The 15,660-nt window shown below is 71.6% G+C and carries 17 protein-coding genes; 9 read left to right on the forward strand and 8 right to left on the reverse strand.

Annotation, left to right across the window (positions count from 1 at the left end):
• Positions 1-24 precede the first annotated feature (24 nt).
• Genes AB0M83_RS10800 through AB0M83_RS10810 form a run of 3 tightly spaced genes read left to right on the forward strand, consistent with a single transcriptional unit; the run spans position 25 to position 2,655 of the window.
• Positions 25-627, forward strand: coding sequence for a TetR/AcrR family transcriptional regulator (locus AB0M83_RS10800; RefSeq protein ID WP_364515569.1), 603 nt, complete (start codon positions 25-27; stop codon positions 625-627).
• Positions 624-1,286 (forward strand): VC0807 family protein, encoded by a 663-nt coding sequence (locus tag AB0M83_RS10805; protein WP_364515572.1) that lies wholly within the window; start codon positions 624-626, stop codon positions 1,284-1,286. Before AB0M83_RS10800 ends, AB0M83_RS10805 begins: the two co-directional genes overlap by 4 nt.
• Positions 1,279-2,655 carry an FAD-dependent monooxygenase gene (locus AB0M83_RS10810; RefSeq protein ID WP_364515575.1) on the forward strand — a complete coding sequence of 459 codons (1,377 nt, stop codon included), beginning with the start codon at positions 1,279-1,281 and terminating at the stop codon, positions 2,653-2,655. Before AB0M83_RS10805 ends, AB0M83_RS10810 begins: the two co-directional genes overlap by 8 nt.
• 70 nt (positions 2,656-2,725) lie before the next feature.
• On the opposite strand, the gene AB0M83_RS10815 is transcribed toward AB0M83_RS10810, so the two are convergent.
• Genes AB0M83_RS10815 through AB0M83_RS10825 form a run of 3 tightly spaced genes read right to left on the reverse strand, consistent with a single transcriptional unit; the run spans position 2,726 to position 6,768 of the window.
• The gene (locus AB0M83_RS10815; RefSeq protein WP_364515578.1) at positions 2,726-5,041 is read right to left on the reverse strand and encodes a [protein-PII] uridylyltransferase; all 2,316 of its coding nucleotides are present in this window, start codon (positions 5,039-5,041) and stop codon (positions 2,726-2,728) included.
• 9 nt (positions 5,042-5,050) lie between these two features.
• Positions 5,051-5,389: a P-II family nitrogen regulator gene (locus tag AB0M83_RS10820; protein ID WP_086677886.1), complete on the reverse strand. Its 339-nt coding sequence runs from the start codon at positions 5,387-5,389 to the stop codon at positions 5,051-5,053.
• A complete protein-coding gene (locus tag AB0M83_RS10825; RefSeq protein WP_364515581.1) occupies positions 5,386-6,768 on the reverse strand; it encodes an ammonium transporter in 1,383 nt (460 codons plus the stop codon). Before AB0M83_RS10825 ends, AB0M83_RS10820 begins: the two co-directional genes overlap by 4 nt.
• Before the next feature lie 174 nt (positions 6,769-6,942).
• On the opposite strand from AB0M83_RS10825, the gene AB0M83_RS10830 reads away from it, so the two are divergent.
• Positions 6,943-7,794 carry a putative RNA methyltransferase gene (locus AB0M83_RS10830; RefSeq protein ID WP_364515584.1) on the forward strand — a complete coding sequence of 284 codons (852 nt, stop codon included), beginning with the start codon at positions 6,943-6,945 and terminating at the stop codon, positions 7,792-7,794.
• Between the two features lie 24 nt (positions 7,795-7,818).
• Entirely contained in the window at positions 7,819-8,559 is a 741-nt protein-coding gene (locus AB0M83_RS10835) for a (2Fe-2S)-binding protein (protein ID WP_364515587.1), read from the forward strand.
• Positions 8,560-8,564: 5 nt separating this feature from the next.
• On the opposite strand, the gene AB0M83_RS10840 is transcribed toward AB0M83_RS10835, so the two are convergent.
• The 5 genes from AB0M83_RS10840 to AB0M83_RS10860 all read right to left on the reverse strand — a co-directional run bounded on the left by AB0M83_RS10840 (position 8,565) and on the right by AB0M83_RS10860 (position 12,320).
• Positions 8,565-9,422 carry a sigma-70 family RNA polymerase sigma factor gene (locus AB0M83_RS10840; RefSeq protein ID WP_364515590.1) on the reverse strand — a complete coding sequence of 286 codons (858 nt, stop codon included), beginning with the start codon at positions 9,420-9,422 and terminating at the stop codon, positions 8,565-8,567.
• A gap of 136 nt (positions 9,423-9,558) precedes the next feature.
• Positions 9,559-9,972, reverse strand: a complete 414-nt coding sequence (locus tag AB0M83_RS10845) for a PPOX class F420-dependent oxidoreductase (protein ID WP_364515593.1) — start codon at positions 9,970-9,972, stop codon at positions 9,559-9,561.
• Between the two features lie 62 nt (positions 9,973-10,034).
• Positions 10,035-10,448: a VOC family protein gene (locus AB0M83_RS10850; protein WP_364515829.1), complete on the reverse strand. Its 414-nt coding sequence runs from the start codon at positions 10,446-10,448 to the stop codon at positions 10,035-10,037.
• Positions 10,449-10,468: 20 nt separating this feature from the next.
• Positions 10,469-11,767 (reverse strand): serine hydrolase, encoded by a 1,299-nt coding sequence (locus AB0M83_RS10855; RefSeq protein WP_364515596.1) that lies wholly within the window; start codon positions 11,765-11,767, stop codon positions 10,469-10,471.
• Positions 11,768-11,807: 40 nt separating this feature from the next.
• Positions 11,808-12,320 (reverse strand): DUF3887 domain-containing protein, encoded by a 513-nt coding sequence (locus AB0M83_RS10860; RefSeq protein ID WP_364515599.1) that lies wholly within the window; start codon positions 12,318-12,320, stop codon positions 11,808-11,810.
• 293 nt (positions 12,321-12,613) lie between these two features.
• On the opposite strand from AB0M83_RS10860, the gene AB0M83_RS10865 reads away from it, so the two are divergent.
• From AB0M83_RS10865 to AB0M83_RS10880, 4 genes are all read left to right on the forward strand, one after another.
• Entirely contained in the window at positions 12,614-13,900 is a 1,287-nt protein-coding gene (locus tag AB0M83_RS10865) for an O-acetylhomoserine aminocarboxypropyltransferase/cysteine synthase family protein (RefSeq protein ID WP_364515602.1), read from the forward strand.
• Positions 13,897-14,373: a CoA-binding protein gene (locus AB0M83_RS10870; protein ID WP_364515605.1), complete on the forward strand. Its 477-nt coding sequence runs from the start codon at positions 13,897-13,899 to the stop codon at positions 14,371-14,373. Before AB0M83_RS10865 ends, AB0M83_RS10870 begins: the two co-directional genes overlap by 4 nt.
• Before the next feature lie 35 nt (positions 14,374-14,408).
• The gene (locus AB0M83_RS10875) at positions 14,409-15,164 is read left to right on the forward strand and encodes an MBL fold metallo-hydrolase (RefSeq protein WP_364515608.1); all 756 of its coding nucleotides are present in this window, start codon (positions 14,409-14,411) and stop codon (positions 15,162-15,164) included.
• 313 nt (positions 15,165-15,477) lie between these two features.
• Complete coding sequence (locus AB0M83_RS10880) at positions 15,478-15,651, forward strand: hypothetical protein (protein ID WP_364515611.1); 174 nt, start codon at positions 15,478-15,480, stop codon at positions 15,649-15,651.
• Positions 15,652-15,660 lie beyond the last annotated feature (9 nt).

Raw genomic sequence — 15,660 nt, forward strand, 5'->3', positions numbered from 1 at the left:
GCTCGGCTGAGCTAAATTTTGCTCATGCGAGCAAGAACGTTCACCGAATCCGGCCGGCGAGCCCAGATCGTGCGAGCGGCGATCGAGGTGATCGCCGAGGACGGCTACGCCAAGGCGTCGTTCAGCCGGATCGCGAAGCACGCCGGCCTGTCCAGCACCGGCATGATCAGCTACCACTTCAAGGGCAAGGACGACCTGCTCGCGGCCTGCGTCACCGAAATCGAAGAGATCACCGGAGCCTTCATGGGGCCCCGCATCGACGCCGCCGTGGGGCACGTCGCCCAGCTGCGGGCCTACGTCGAGTCGAACGTCGAGCTCGTCGGCGAGCACCCGAACGAAGTGCGCGCGCTGATCGACCTCGTGAAGAACGCCGGCTCGCAGAGCGTGGGCGTCAACGGGCGGCTCGCGCTGTTCGAAGAGCACTTCCGCACCGGGCAGGCGGCGGGCGCGTTCGGCCCGCTCGACGCCCGGACCACGGCGCTCGCCTTCACCTCCGGCCTCGACGCCGTCGTCGCCACGGCGGCCGCGGCCGGGCTGGCGCCCGCCGAGCTCACGCGCATCGGCCGTGAGCTCGCCGACCTCTACGTGCGGGCGACCGCACCCGAATCCACTGGGGAACCCGCATGATGATCGAAGAGAAGACCGAACCCGACGCCGGCCTGCGCCGGCTGATCCGCGCGAACGTGCTGACCGTCGTGTTCGAAGTGGTCGTGCCGATGGCGCTGTTCTACGGCCTGCGCGCGGCGGGCGTGAGCCAGTGGTGGGCGCTGATGGCCGGCGTCCTGGTGGCCGCGCCATACGTGGTGTGGACGATCGTGCGCACCCGCAAGATCGACCTCGTCGCCCTGGTCACGCTGAGCGTCCTGGTGCTGTCGGTGGTGTTGGGCCTGCTTTCGGACGACCCGCGCACGCTGGTGATCCGCGAAGGGTGGACGGCGGCGCTGGGCGGCGTCTTCGGCGCGTGGATGCTGGTCTCGGTGTTCGTCGGCCGGCCGGCTCAGCTGACGCTGGGCCGCACGATCGCCGAGGTCAAGCGCGGCGCCGAGGGGGCGGACGCCTGGGCGGGCCGCTGGGACACCGACGCCCGGTTCCGCCGCGGCCTGCGGATCAACACGGCCGTCTGGGGCGCGGTGCTGCTGGCCGGGGCGGTGCTGCACATCGTGCTCGTCTACACGCTGCCGATCGACCTCATCGCGCTCGTCACCAACGTGACGTGGTTCGGCGCGCTGGCCGTCCTGATCGGCTGGCACCTCTGGTACCTCAAGAAGGAAAACCTCGATGCCTGACGTCCTGGTGGCGGGCGCCGGGCCCACCGGCCTGCTGACCGCGTTCGAACTGGAACGCGTCGGGCTCGACGTGCTGGTCCTGGAACGGGACGCCCGGCCGACGACGCAGTCGAAGGCCCTCGGCCTGCAGCCCCGGTCGGTCGAGGTGCTGGCCGACCGCGGGCTGCTCCCCGCCTTCGAGCCGCACGTGCAGGCGAAGCTGCCCGCCGGGCACTTCTCGGGCCTCCCGATCGACTACACCGACCTGCCGACGCGCTTCCCGTACCAGCTCGGCGTGGAACAGGTCCACGTCGCCGCGGCGATCGAGGCGCGGCTGCGCACCCCGGTGCTGCGCGACGCGGCCGTCACCGCCGTCGCGCAGGACGACGAGGGCGTCACGGTCACGGCGGGAGGACGTACTCACCGCGCCCGGTGGCTCGTCGCCGCCGACGGCGGGCACAGCACGGTGCGCACGCTCCTGGGCGCCGCGTTCCCCGGCACGCCGGCGCGGATCTCCCTGGTCGTCGCGGACGTCACGCTGACGGCCAAGCCCGCCGGCCTGGCGGACGACTGGCAGCTGCCGTCTTCGGGATCGGGCTACCTGCTGCCGCTGTCCGGCGGTCGCCACCGCACGATCGTCTTCGGCGAGGAGCAGCAGCGGCTCGGCCGCGACGAGCCGGTGACGCTCCCCGAACTGCAGCGGGCCCTGACCGCCGCGCACGGACCCGGCATCGAGGTGGGCGAAGTGCGGTGGGCGTCGCGCTTCGGCGACGCGGCCCGGCAGCTGGAGCGCTACCGCCACGGCCGGGTGCTGTTCGCCGGCGACGCCGCGCACGTCCACCTGCCGGTCGGCGGCCAGGGGCTGAACCTGGGTCTGCAGGACGCGGTGAACCTCGGCTGGAAGCTGGCCGCGACGGTCCGCGGCACCGCACCGGACGGCCTGCTCGACACCTACCACGACGAACGGCACCCGATCGCGGCCCGCGTGCTGGTCAGCACCCGCGCCCAGGCGGTGCTCGGCGTGCCGGACCCGGACGCGGCGGCCGTGCGGGAGATCGTCACGGGACTCCTGGCCGTCCCCGAAGCACGCCGCGCCCTCGCCTCGGAGCTGTCGGGACTCGGGGTGACCTATCCCGGGGTCAGCGGTCGCGCCGAGGTTCCGGCCGCACCCGACGGCCGCGCGGTGCTGATCGGTGCGGCGCTTCCCGCGGGGTGGGCCGACCGGGTCGAGACGCGGCCCGGTGCCCAGCCGCGGCTCGTCCGGCCGGACGGCTACGTGGTCTGGTCCGGTGGCCCGGGCCTGGAAGAGGCGCTGCTGCGGTGGTTCGGAACGCCCGAGGCCCGCCGGCCCGCTCACGAGCTGGCGGCGTCCAACCGCGGCGTGTTCTAACGGTCGCCGAAAGCCGTGAATGTCGCATTGAGGGAAGTCCCTCAATGCGACATTCACGGCCCTGAAGCGCTTACGAAGCGGCGGCCAGGATGGCCTGCTCCACCTCGCGCCGCCAGCCCGGCTCGATGCGGCCGCCGCGGGGCGTCACCGCGAACGAGTCCACCACCGCCCCGCCGAGGGTCGACACCTTCGCCCAGCGGACCTCCGCGTCGCAGCGGCGCAGGGCGCCCGCGACCCGGAACAGCAGGCCGATCCGGTCGGCGGCGCGCAGTTCGAGGACCACCGTGTCGGGGCCGCTCGTCTCGTCGTCGAACCAGAGGACCTTCGGCGCGACGGGGGCCGCGCCCGGCGAGCCGTAGTCGCGTTCCTTCGCCGCCAGGCGCTGGGTCAGCGGGAGGGTGCCGGCGACCGCGCGGGCGAACTGCTCGCGCAGCAGTGTCGCGTCCGGCAAGGAGCCGAACTTCGGCGACGCCGTGAAGACACCGGCCCGGCCGCCATCGTGACCCCGGAGGACCGCCGAGTGCACTTCCAGGGAGTTCAGGGCCAGCACGCCCGCCGCCGGCGCCAGCAGCTCCGCGCGGGCCGGCACGGCCAGCAGCACCGTGACGACCTTGCCCTGAGCGGTGATCCGGATTTCGCCGGTGCCCGAAGCCACGGCCTGGGCGACGAGCTCGCGCTGGTCGCCGTCCATCGGTTCGGGCGCGGTGAAGCCCTTGCCGCGCAGCACTTCTTCGCATCCCGTGACGAGCTCGGCGAGCAGCCGGGCCTTCCAGTCGGTCCAGACGCCGGGGCCGGTGGCCAGCGAGTCGGCCTGGGTGAGCGCGTGCAGGAGCTCGACCAGGACGAGGTCGCTGTCCAGGGTCTTCACCACGCGCCCGACCGTCTCCGGCTCGCTGATGTCGCGGCGCGTCGCGGTGTGCGGCAGCAGGAGGTGGTGGCGGACCATCGCCGACACCGTCGCCGCGTCCGCCGGGCTCAGCCCCAGCCGCGTGGCGACCTGGAGGGAGATCTTCGCGCCCAGCTCCGAGTGGTCGGCGTCGCGGCCCTTGCCGATGTCGTGCAGCAGCGCGCCGATCAGCAGCAGGTCCGGCCGCGACACCGTGGTGGTCAGCTTGGCGGCCTCGACGCAGGTGCGCACGAGGTGCCGGTCGACCGTCCACTGGTGCACCGGCGAGCGCGGCGGCAGGTCGCGGACCGCGCCCCACTCGGGGAACAGCCGGGCCCACAGGCCGGTCCGGTCCAGCGACTCGACGGCGTCGACCAGGCCCTCCCCCGCGCCCAGCAGCTCGACCAGGGCGTTCAACGCATCAGGCGGCCACGGCGCCCGCAGCTCCGGCGCCGATTCCGCCAGCGCCTTGAGGGTGCCGAGCGCGATGGGCTTGCCCGTGCGCGCCGACGCCGCGGCGACCCGCAGCAGGAGCGCCGGGTCCTTCGCCGGGACGGCGTCGCGGGCCAGCGCGACCTCGTTCCCGTGCAGCACCACGCCTTCCGCCAGCGGAGTGCGCGACGGCCGCCGTCCGAACCGCGGTTTCGGCGGTTCCACAGTGGACCGGAGCGCGACGTCCAGCGCGTACGCGATCGTGCGGCCCGCGCCGGAAAGCTTGCGGGCCAACGTGAAGCGGTCGCCGAACCCGAGTTCGGCGGCCACCAGCTCGGCCTCCGGCGCGGACAGGATGTCGCGTTCGCGCCGGATCTCCCGCCGCAGCTCGGTGCGGACGTCGAGCAGGAGCCCCTTGGCTTCCAGGAGCTCTTCGCCGGGCCGCGCGGTGAGCTGCGCCGCGGCCAGGGCTTCCAGGACGGCGAAGTCCCGCAGCCCGCCCCGCCCGTGCTTGAGGTCGGGTTCGGCGGACTGCGCGATCTCGCCACTGCGGGACCAGCGTTGCCGGACCGACGCCGTCATGTCCGGGATCTGCTTGCGCGCGGTGCGGCGCCACTGGTCGCGCGCCGCGGAAACCAGGCGGCCGGTCAGCTCGGCGTCCCCGGAAAGGTGCCGGGCGTCGAGCAGGCCCATCGCCGTGCGAAGGTCCTCCGAAGCGACCTTCAGTGCTTCACCGGGTGTGCGGACCGAGTGGTCCAGCCCGACTTTCGCGTCCCACAAGGGATACCAGAGCGCGTCCGCGATCTCGCCGACCTTGCTGTTGCCGTTGTGCACCAGCACCAGGTCGAGATCGGAGAACGGCACCAGCTCCCGGCGGCCGAGCCCGCCCACGGCGACCAGCGCGACACCCGGTTCCGCGGTGTCGACGCCGGCCGCCGAGGCTCCCCTGCCCAGCCAGAACTCGTAGAGGTCGACCAGGGCCGCCCGCAGTGCGGACGCCCCCAGCCTCCCGTGCCTGCCCTCGAGCAATCGCTCGGTGGCCTTGACCAGTTCGCCCCCGTCGGCCATCCCCGTCGCCTATAGAGCGTCCGTGCCGCGCTCGCCGGTCCGTACCCGGATGACGGTCTCCACCGGCGTCACCCACACCTTGCCGTCGCCGATCTTGCCGGTGTGCGCGGCCGTGGTGATGGCCTCGAGGACCTTCTCCACGTTGGTGTCGTCGGTGACGACCTCGATCTTCAGCTTGGCCACGAAGTCCACCGAGTACTCGGCGCCGCGGTAGACCTCGGTGTGGCCCTTCTGCCGGCCGTACCCCTGGACCTCACTGACCGTCATGCCCAGCACGCCCAGCTGCTCCAGCGCGGAGCGGACGTCGTCCAGCGTGAACGGCTTGACAATCGCCGTGATGAGCTTCATGCCTTGGTCTCCTCGAGTTTCGCGGCGGGGGAAGACTTGACCGGGATGATGGACGGAGCGCCGCCGCCGGACAACCCGGTGAAGTCATACGCGCTCTCCGCGTGCTGAGCTTCGTCGATGCCGCTGACCTCGTCCTCGGTGCTGACGCGGAAACCGCCCGCCTTCTTGATCGCGAACCCGATGATGAAGGACAGGACGAAGGAGTACGCGAGCACCGCGCCCGCGGCCAAGGCCTGCCTGCCCAGCTGGGTGAACCCGCCGCCGTAGAACAGGCCGTCGGCGCCGAGCGCGTTGACGCTCGTGGTGCCGAAGAAGCCGATCAGCAGCGTGCCGACGATACCGCCGACCAGGTGGACGCCCACGACGTCGAGCGAGTCGTCGAAGCCGAACTTGAATTTGAGCGAGATGGCGAGCGCGCAGAGGACGCCGGCGATCAGGCCGATCGCGATGGCCCCGAGTGGGCTCACGAAACCACACGCCGGAGTGATGGCGACCAGGCCGGCGACCGCGCCGGACGCCGCGCCGAGGGTGGTCGGCTTGCCGAACTTGAGCTGCTCCACGATCAGCCAGCCGAGCACGGCGGCGGCGGTGGCGACGGTCGTGTTGGTGAACGCGACGGCGGCGAGGTCGTTGGCGGCCAGCGCCGAACCGGCGTTGAAGCCGTACCAGCCGAACCACAGCAGGCTGGCGCCGAGCAGGACGAACGGCACGTTGTGCGGGCGGCCGGTGTCCTTCGGCCAGCCCTTGCGCTTGCCGAGCACGATCGCCAGGGCGAGGCCCGCGGCACCGGCGTTGATGTGGACCGCGGTGCCACCGGCGAAGTCGAGTGCCTTGAGGTTGTTGGCGATCCAGCCGCCGACCGAGTTCTCGCCGATGAAGCCGTTGAAGGAGAACACCCAGTGCGCGACCGGGAAGTACACGACCGTCACCCAGATGACGACGAACAGCGTCCAGCCCCAGAACTTCGCGCGGTCGGCGATGGCGCCGGAGATCAACGCGGGCGTGATGATGGCGAACATCAGCTGGAACATGACGAACGCGAGCACCGGCAGCGCGTCAGTACCGGGCCACGCGACGGCGGGCGCCGAGTCGGTGGCGGCGACCGCGAAGCCGGCGAGCTTCCCGAAGGTGTTCTCCAAGCCGGCGAAGTGGAAGTTGCCGAGCAAGCCGCCGAAGGCGTCGTCGCCGAAGGACATCGAGAAGCCGTAGAGGGCCCAGAGCACCCCCACCACGGCCAGCGCGATGAAGTTCATCATCAGCATGTTCAGGACGCTCTTCGCGCGGACCATGCCGCCGTAGAAGAAGGCCAATCCTGGGGTCATGAGCATGACCAGCGCGGCGCTGGCCAGTACCCATGCGGTGTCTCCTGCGTTCAGCACATCGTCCTCCCGTGCCCTGGGTGTCCTGCGAAGGCAGTTTTGGCTCGCGGTGTTTCACGGGGCGGCGCGAGAGGTTTCGCCCGCGTGAACTGTCCGCGCCCGGTTGTTACGGCCAGGTTTCCCGGGACGTGTCCTGGAGTGTCTGGTTGCGTAACGTCGTGGTCGAATAGCCCCATGACGTCTGGCGACCACGGGAATGACTCACTGCCACCTCGGGTCGTGGACGCATTGCGCTGTTCGGTGTGCGGTACGCCGCTGGAGGCCGTGGATCGCACGCTGCGTTGCGAGAACAGCCACTCTTTCGATCTAGCCCGGCAGGGTTACGTGAACCTGTTGCACGCGCGAATCCCGGCGGGGACGGCGGACACGGCACCGATGGTCGCGGCCCGCGCGGACTTCTTGGCGTCGGAGTCGTACCGGCCCCTCGCGGACGAGCTGGCCCGCGTGTGCGCGGAGGCGGACGGTCTCGTGATCGACGCGGGCGCCGGAACGGGCTACTACCTGGCGCACGTCTTGGAGGCGGCTCCTGCGGCTTGGGGTCTCGCCCTGGACGTTTCCGCGGTGGCGTTGCGACGCGCGGCTCGCGCCCACCCGCGCCTGGGCGCGGCGGTGTGGAACCTGTGGGAGCCGTGGCCGGTGGGCGACGAGGTGGCCTCGGCGGTGCTGAACGTCTTCGCACCGCGCAACGGGCCGGAGTTCCACCGCGTCCTGCGGCCCGGCGGGCTGCTGACGGTGGCGTCTCCGGACCCGGACCACCTCCGCGAGCTGGGCGACCTGGTGCTGTCGGTGGACGACCGCAAGGAGGAGCGCCTGGACGGCACCCTCGGCGAGTACTTCGCCCGCACCGGCCGCACGGAGGTCCGCCGGACGGCGCAGCTGACCCCGCGCCAGATCCGCCAGGCGGTGGAGATGGGCCCGACGGCCTTCCACCTCGACCGCGGCGACCGACGTGCCCGCCTGGACGCGCTGGCCGAGCCCCAGGCGGTGACGGTGTCGTTCACGGTCTCCACGTACCGGCGGCTCTGAGGACGTTCTGGAAGGCTGGGTGACGTGAAGCCCGACTGGACCGCGTCCGCGACGCTGCTCGCGGACGCGGAGTGGGTTCGCGCCCGCATCGGCGGCGCGGCCAAGCTCTACGGGTGTGCCGGGCCGGAGGTGCTCGGCACGATCTGGTGGTACTCGCTGTCCTCGGTGCTCGTGGCTCCGGCTGTAGAGAGCCTGGCCGCCGCGACGGAGGGCGGGGCGAGCCCAGTACCGGCCGGCCATGCGCAGCACTCGGCGAGCGACCCGATGGCACACCCGGTACCACCCGGCGGATCGGCAGCAGGCGGGTCTCCGCGGCCGGCGCTGGCCGACCCGTCGCTCGACGCCATGGAGATCGACCTCCTCGCCGACGGCCGGTTGCTCGGCGCCCGCTCCACCCGTCCCCTCGCCGGCGGGCTGCCCGAACTGGGCGCCGCGTTCAGAAAGGCGCTTGGGGCCGCCATCGCCACGATCGCCGCCGTCACCGGCGCCCGTGCGCGCGCCCTCGGCGCCATCGCCACGGACTCGATCGGCAACCGGCTGCTGTGGACACCCGACCCGGAGCGCGCGATGGCCCTGGCCGAACCGCTCGTGGCCGCGATCGGCTTGGACCTGCCGAAGCCGCGTTTCGTGCGCGTCGGCCGGACGCCGGCTGTCCGCCGCGCGTCGTGCTGCCTGATCTACGAGGTCGGCAACCCGAAGTGCGTGAGTTGCCCGCGCCAGACGCCCGCCGAGCGCGAGGCGCGGCTTCGCGCCGCCCTGGGCTGAACACGTCAGTCGAGGACGGCCAGCTCCAGCCCGCGCAGCCGCTCCGGGTCGGCGATGACCTCGATGCCGGTGATCCGGTCGCCGTCCACCTGGAACGCCAGGACGACCGACAGCCGCCCCGCGTGCCCCCACAGCAGCCCCGGCGAGCCGTCGACGAGGACCAGCTCGCTGGCGCGAGACCGCTCGGCCGCCAGCACCGCGCCCTCGCGCACGCTCTCGACGCCGCGCAGCACGACCGGCGCCGGGCTCGGGCCGACGAACCGGTCCGCGTGCAGCACCACGTCCGGATCGAGGAGCGCGAGCAGCGCTTCGAAGTCGCCACCCCGCGACGCGGCCAGGAACGCCTCGACGACCTTGCGCCGCCGCGGCAGGCCCGCGTCCGCCGCGGTACCGCCCTTGACCCGCCGCCGGGCCCGGCTCGCGAGCTGCCGGGCCGCCGCCGGAGTCTTGTCGATCATCGGCGCGATCTCGTCGAACGGCACCGCGAACATGTCGTGCAGCACGAACGCGACCCGCTCGGCGGGCGCCAGCGCGTCGAGCACCACCAGCAGCGCGAGCCCGACAGTGTCGGCCAGCTCCGCCTCCTGCTCGGGGTCCCGCCGCTCCTCGCTCTGTTCGGGCCGGCCGTCCAGAGGCTCCTCGCGGTGGTTGCGACGCGTCCGCAGCATGGACAGGCACACCCGCGCGACGACGGTCGTCAGCCACGCGCCGACGTTCTCGACCTCACCCGTGTCGGTGCGGTCGAACCGCAGCCAAGCCTCCTGAAGGGCGTCGTCGGCCTCGCTCGCCGAACCGAGCATCCGGTAGGCGACCGCCCGCAGCCGCGACCGCTCCTGCTCGAACCGCTCGGTCAGCGTGTCCACCGTGCCCGTCTCCTTCGCGCCGCAGTCGTAGCAGTAGACCCCGCCACGGCGGCCGATGTGACGAGAACGCTGGGACGCACGGAGTGATCTGAGCCATTCCGGCATTCCGGCCGGCGTCGGAGCCGCGCCCGCTCAACTACCCATGTACCGCCCTCCTCGGCTCGTACCACGTCTCGCCCACCGGCTCCCCCGCCATGTTCCAGCTCCACGAAATCCGCGGGGTGATCCGGGAGTACAGGCCCGGCCCGACCAAGCCGGTCCGTTCCACGGGCTCGTCCGCGTCGCCGTACACCCGGATCGCCCGCGCGACGAACGGGTGCAGCGACACCAGGTCGTCCACCACGACCGCGACCTTCCGGCGGCCGGCGGCGACGTTCCGGAACTTGCGGGTCGCCGTCACCGTCGCGCCGACGCCGCCGACCCAGAAGTGTTCGCCGTCGAACTCGAACGCCAGCGGGACGACGTCCGGCTGCTCGCCCGCGCCGAGCGTGGCGACGCGGGCGAGCGGCTGCGAACGCAGGTAGTCGATCTCTTCGGCGGTGAAGCTCATCAGCGCTCCTTCGTGATCCGGATCCACCTCCTACACGAACTCAGGGCACCCGGATCGACAGTTCAGAGCACGCAAAACTCGTTGCCCTCCGGATCCGCCATCACGACGTGGTCGGGACGACCGTCCAGCTCGTCCTCGTACAGCACCGTCGCGCCCGCCGCGGTGAGCCGGGCGACCGCTTCGACGACCCGCTCCCACCGCGTGTGCCAGGAGACCTCACGCCCGCCGCCGGCCTGGATGTCCAAGTGCAGACGGTTCTTCGCGACCTTCCCCTCGGGCACCTTGAGGAAGCTCAGGTTCGGCAGCACCCCTTCCGGATCGCTCAGGTACGCGCCGTCGTCCCACTCCGCCTCGGGCACGCCTTGCTGGGCGAACCACGCTTCCCAGCTGGCGAACCCGGCGGGTGGCGGCCGCTCGATGTAGCCGAGGGCCACCGCCCAGAACCTCGCCAGCGCGCGAGGTTCCGCGCAATCCATCGTCAGGCTCCACCGCACCGTCACGGTCGAAGCGTAGCCGCGAGAAGGGCCACCGCACCCTTCGCGACGGCGATTCCCCGCCCAGCGACGTGGCTTTCGTTCAATGGCGCGGCCGGGTCCGACACCATGACGCTGGTGACCAGCGAGCGGCCGTCCGCGGTGCGCGCCAGGTAGTTCAAGGTCAGCACGCCGGGTTCGCTGCCGCCCTTGAACCAGACCTCCGGGAACTTCGTCCGGTCGAGTCCCAAGCCACCGTCGTTCAGCGCCAGCGCGTGCCCGATCTCCGGCTGGTTCTCCTTCTGCAGCCCGGAGAACGCGCGGCAGATGTCGTCCGGTGAACCGAACCACTCGATGTCGTCGATCTTCTCGGGCGACTGCCAGCCCTGGAGGCCGGTGAGCGGAAGGCGTTCCAGCCCGGCGACCGCCGCGGGACGCGCCCAGCGCGGCAGCGCCAGGTAGGCGTCCGCGCGAGCCGGGTACTGCGTGGCTTTGAGCTCGAACAACGCCTTCGTGGTCAGGAACGGGACGTTCGCCGACGGCCGCTGGTTGCCGAACGCGGCCACCTGCCGCTGCACAGCGTCCCGGCCGAGCCGGTGGATCAGGTGGTCGGTCGCGGTGTTGTCGCTGATCGAGATCATCTTGTCGGCGTACTCGGACAGCGGGAGCCGCGTGCCGGCCGGCTCGTTCTGCAGCACCCCCGACGGCAGGCTCTTCCAGTCGTCGCGGATCGCCAGCTGCTCGCTCCAGGACGCTTTGTGCTGGGCGACCGCCTTGCCGAGCGCACCGAGGACATAAAGCTTGAAGGCCGAGCCCAGCGGCCGCTGCACGTCGGTGTGCACGCCGTGCACGCTTTGGCAACGCCCGTCCGGGAGGATCTCCGACGCGCCGAACGACACGCGGGCGCCGAGCGCCGCGAGCTGCGCGTCGACCTCCGCCCAGGACGCCGGGACCGGGTCGTCCGGGCTCGCCCTCAGCCCGTCGATCAGGCCGGCCTGGTCCACGTGCAGGTCGAGCAGGTAGTCGTCGGCGGGTCCGTGGACCGCGGCCTCCACGTGGTCCGGCGCCTCGGCGACGATCCGTTTCAGCTCGAGCGGACCGAGCTGCGCGAGTGCGCCGTTGACGCCCGCTGTACCGCCCACGGCGGTCAACAGGACCTGGGCGACGTGCTCACGCACCTCGGCGTCGGACACCGGGACGCGCGCGGTCGCGTCGACCACCCACTCGAGCTGGTGCGTCGCGGTGGGTATCTCGGCGGCCTGGGCGGCCGGCGCCACCAGCGGTGCCAGGACCGCGAGCACGCCCACTATCGCTTTCTTCATTTCTCCCCCTGTGCTTCCATCGTTCCCCCTTGGTCTCCGGCTACTGTTCGGGCGGCCGGATCCACAACCCGGCCACTCGGCCGTCTTCGCGGTAGGTCACCTGCACCGTCCGCTCGCCGGCCTCGAAGGCCAGCGGCATGTGGACGACCGTGTAGTCGCCCGTGGACCGCGCATACGGTTCCCCCATCCCCTCGTAACTCCCGACCGTTCCGGCCACCTGGGCCCAGGCGAGCCGCAGCTCGTCCTCGCCGACCGCCGCCTGCATCCGGTCGTCGAAGTCGCGACGCACCTCGTGCCACTGGCAGCCGACGAGCTCCGCCACGAGCCCCTCGGCGCGGTGGATCACGTCCGGCGGCTTCAGCTCCGTCATGGACGCTCCGGTCGCCGGGTCGACCGGCCGGCCGAACCGCTGGAAGGCGGCCTGCCGGCTGGTGCCCAGCAGGTCGCCGAGCTCCTGCCACGTGTGCCCGGCCGCCCTGGCCGCGTCCACGGTGTCCCGCAGCGCCGCTTCGGCCTCACGGACTTTCCGCAACGCCTCACCGACCGCGGCCAAGGGCCCTCCCGGCACAACGTCAAGAGTGGATTGACGCGGCCGGATTGTCAAGCCATTCTTTACGTGCGCTCGCTGACGGCGGGCAGCACTCCGGCAAGTGGCGTCGCAGTACTGGCGGTTTCGCCCAGCTCCACGCCGAGGTGGCAGCGGCTTGCCACACGCAGCACATTTCATACTTTCGAGTGTAGCGCACGAAATTCTAAATCGTGCTAAGCTCGGAAGCACGAAATGGTCCCGCCCAGCACCTGAGAGGCGTGGCCATCCGAAGGGGAGGACGGTTACGGTGAGAACCGATGAGTGAACGCACCTGGGGCTTTCGGACCCGCGCACTGCACGCGGGTGGCACCCCCGATCCGGCGACCGGCGCGCGGGCCGTGCCGATCTACCAGACCACGAGCTTCGTCTTCGAGGACGCCGCCGATGCGGCGAACCTCTTCGCACTGCAGAAGTACGGCAACGTCTACAGCCGCATCGGGAATCCGACCGTGGCCGCGTTCGAAGAGCGGATCGCGAGCCTGGAAGGCGCCATCGGCGGCGTCGCCACCGCGAGCGGGCAGGCCGCGGAGTTCCTGACGTTCAGCGCGCTCACCGAGGCGGGCGACCACATCGTGTCGGCGAGCGGCCTGTACGGCGGCACGGTCACCCAGCTCACCGGCACGCTCCGGCGGTTCGGCGTGGAGACGACGTTCGTCAGCGGCGGCATCGACGACTACGCGGCCGCGATCACCGACCGGACCCGGCTGCTCTACACCGAGGTGATCGGCAACCCCGGCGGCGGCATCGCCGACCTCGCGGCGCTGGCGGACCTCGCGCACGCCCACGACATCCCGCTGGTCGTGGACGCCACGCTGGCGACGCCGTACCTGTGCCGGCCGATCGAGCACGGCGCCGACATCGTGCTGCATTCGGCGACGAAGTTCCTCGGCGGTCACGGGACGACGCTCGGCGGCGTCGTCGTCGAGTCCGGGAAGTTCGACTGGGGCAACGGGAAGTTCCCGCGGATGACCGAGACCGTCGAGAGCTACGGCGGCCTGAGGTACTGGGAGAACTTCGGCGAGTACGCGTTCTGCACGCGCCTGCGAGCCGAGCAGCTGCGGGACATCGGCGCGGTCCTCTCGCCCCACTCGGCTTTCCTGCTGTTGCAAGGGGTCGAGACGCTCCCGCAACGGATGGACGCGCACGTGGCCAACGCCCGGGCGGTCGCCGAGTACCTCGAAGCGGACCCACGGGTGGCCTGGGTTTCGTACGCTGGGCTGCCTTCCCACCAGCACCACGACCTGGCGAAGAAATACCTGCCCGCCGGGCCGGGTGCGGTGTTCTCGTTCGGCATCGACGGCGGCCGGGCAGCGGGCGAGAAGTTCGTCGAATCGGTGGAGCTGCTGTCCCACCTGGCGAACGTCGGGGACGCGCGGACACTCGTGATCCACCCGGCGTCGACCACGCACGCCCAGCTGTCGGAGGATCAGCTCGCGGCCGCGGGCGTCGGTCCCGACCTGATCCGGCTGTCGGTCGGCCTGGAAGACGTCGACGACATCCTCTGGGATCTCGACCAGGCGCTGGGCAAGGCGGTGGCCGGATGACGTACGCGGTGGGAGCCGTCGAGCGGCGGGCGATCCTCAACCGGACGAAGTCGGTGACGCTGGTGGGCGCGTCCGCCAACCCGGCGCGGCCCAGCTACTTCGTCGCGACGTACCTGCTCTCGTCGACGCGCTACGAGGTCACCTTCGTCAACCCGCGGCTGGACACGCTGTTCGGGAAACCGGTGTACGCCTCGCTCAAGGACGTACCGGGTGAACCGGACCTGGTCAGCGTGTTCCGCAAACACGACGATCTGCCTCAGGTGGCCGAAGAGGTGATCGACGCGGGCGCGCGGACGCTGTGGCTGCAACTCGGGTTGTGGCACGAGCCGGTGGCCGAACGGGCGCGGGCGGCCGGGCTGGACGTCGTCATGAACCGGTGCGTGAAGATCGAACACGCGCGCTTCGCCGGCGGGCTCCACCTGGCCGGGTTCAACACCGGCGTGATCAGCTCCCGGAGGCAGTCGGCACCCTAGGGAAGAGAACGAGCGTTCCCACTGTTGCCCGGGGTATGACCGAGAACCTGGGGATCACCTTGTCCGGTGGTCCGACCGCGCTCCTGGAACTGGGCGGCGTCCGGCTGCTCACCGACCCGACCTTCGACGCGCCCGGCGATCACTCGATCGGCAACCGCGTGCTGATCAAGACCGAGGACTCCGTGCTGACCGAAGACGCGGTCGGCGTGGTGGACGCTGTCCTGCTGTCTCACGACCAGCATCCCGACAACCTGGACGACCGCGGCCGCGCCTACCTGGGGACGGTGCCGCTGACGCTGATCACGCCCAGCGGAGCCGAGCGGCTGGGTGGGACCGCGCGGGGACTGAAGCCGTGGGAGGAGACGCAGGTCGGACCGCTGACGGTCACCGCCGTCCCGGCGCTGCACGGGCCGGAGGGCGCCGAGCCGACGACCGGCGAGGTCACCGGGTTCGTGCTGAGCGGCGACGGCCTGCCGACGGTGTACGTCAGCGGGGACAACGCGTCGGTCGAACTGGTGCGGGAGATCGCGTCGCGGTTCCGTGTCGACATCGCGGTGCTGTTCGCCGGCGCCGCCCGGACGGCGCTCTTCGACGGCGCTCCCCTGACACTGACCAGCGCGAACGCCGCCGAAGCGGCCAAGGTGCTCGGCGCGGCGAAGGTGGTGCCGCTGCACTTCCGCGGCTGGCAGCACTTCAGCGAAGGGCCGGACGCGCTGCGGAAGGAGTTCGAGGCAGCCGGTCTCACCGACCGGCTGGTGCTGCTCGAACCCGGCGAGCGCGCGGAGATCTGACGCCGACGGAGTCATCAGGAGGTGACGCGAACTGGATCACCGGGAGGTCAACGCAGTCGAGACGTGAGAGGACCCGAGCCGGGACTGCTGGAAGGGCCGCCGGTGCCGGGGGCCGGGCCGCGGAAAGCGCAGCCTTCCTCCGGGCGTGAGTTGACGCCGGCCGGACCACGGGCACGGGCACGGGCACGGAGCACGGAGCACGGAGCACGGAGGTCGTAGTCCGGCGACGTCTCGCTCGGTCGCGCCGCTGTTCGGCGATGCGTCGTCCCTGGGTGCGCAGCCGGCTGACTCGAGCCCGTGAGAGGCTGGTGGCATGGCCAAACCGACCCCGCTGCAGTTCCGGAACATCCTCGTCGCCGTGCTGGCGGCGGCGGGCTTCGTCTGGAGCGTCGTGGCCGGGCTCGAGTGGTGGGTCAGCGCCATCATCGGGTGCGCCTGCGTCCTGTCGCTGGCCTCCGCCTACCTCAACCGGCCGAACGCGGGCTGATCGCGAGCC

The sequence above is a fragment of the Amycolatopsis sp. NPDC051106 genome (genome assembly GCF_040682775.1).
Taxonomy (GTDB): Bacteria; Actinomycetota; Actinomycetes; order Mycobacteriales; family Pseudonocardiaceae; genus Amycolatopsis.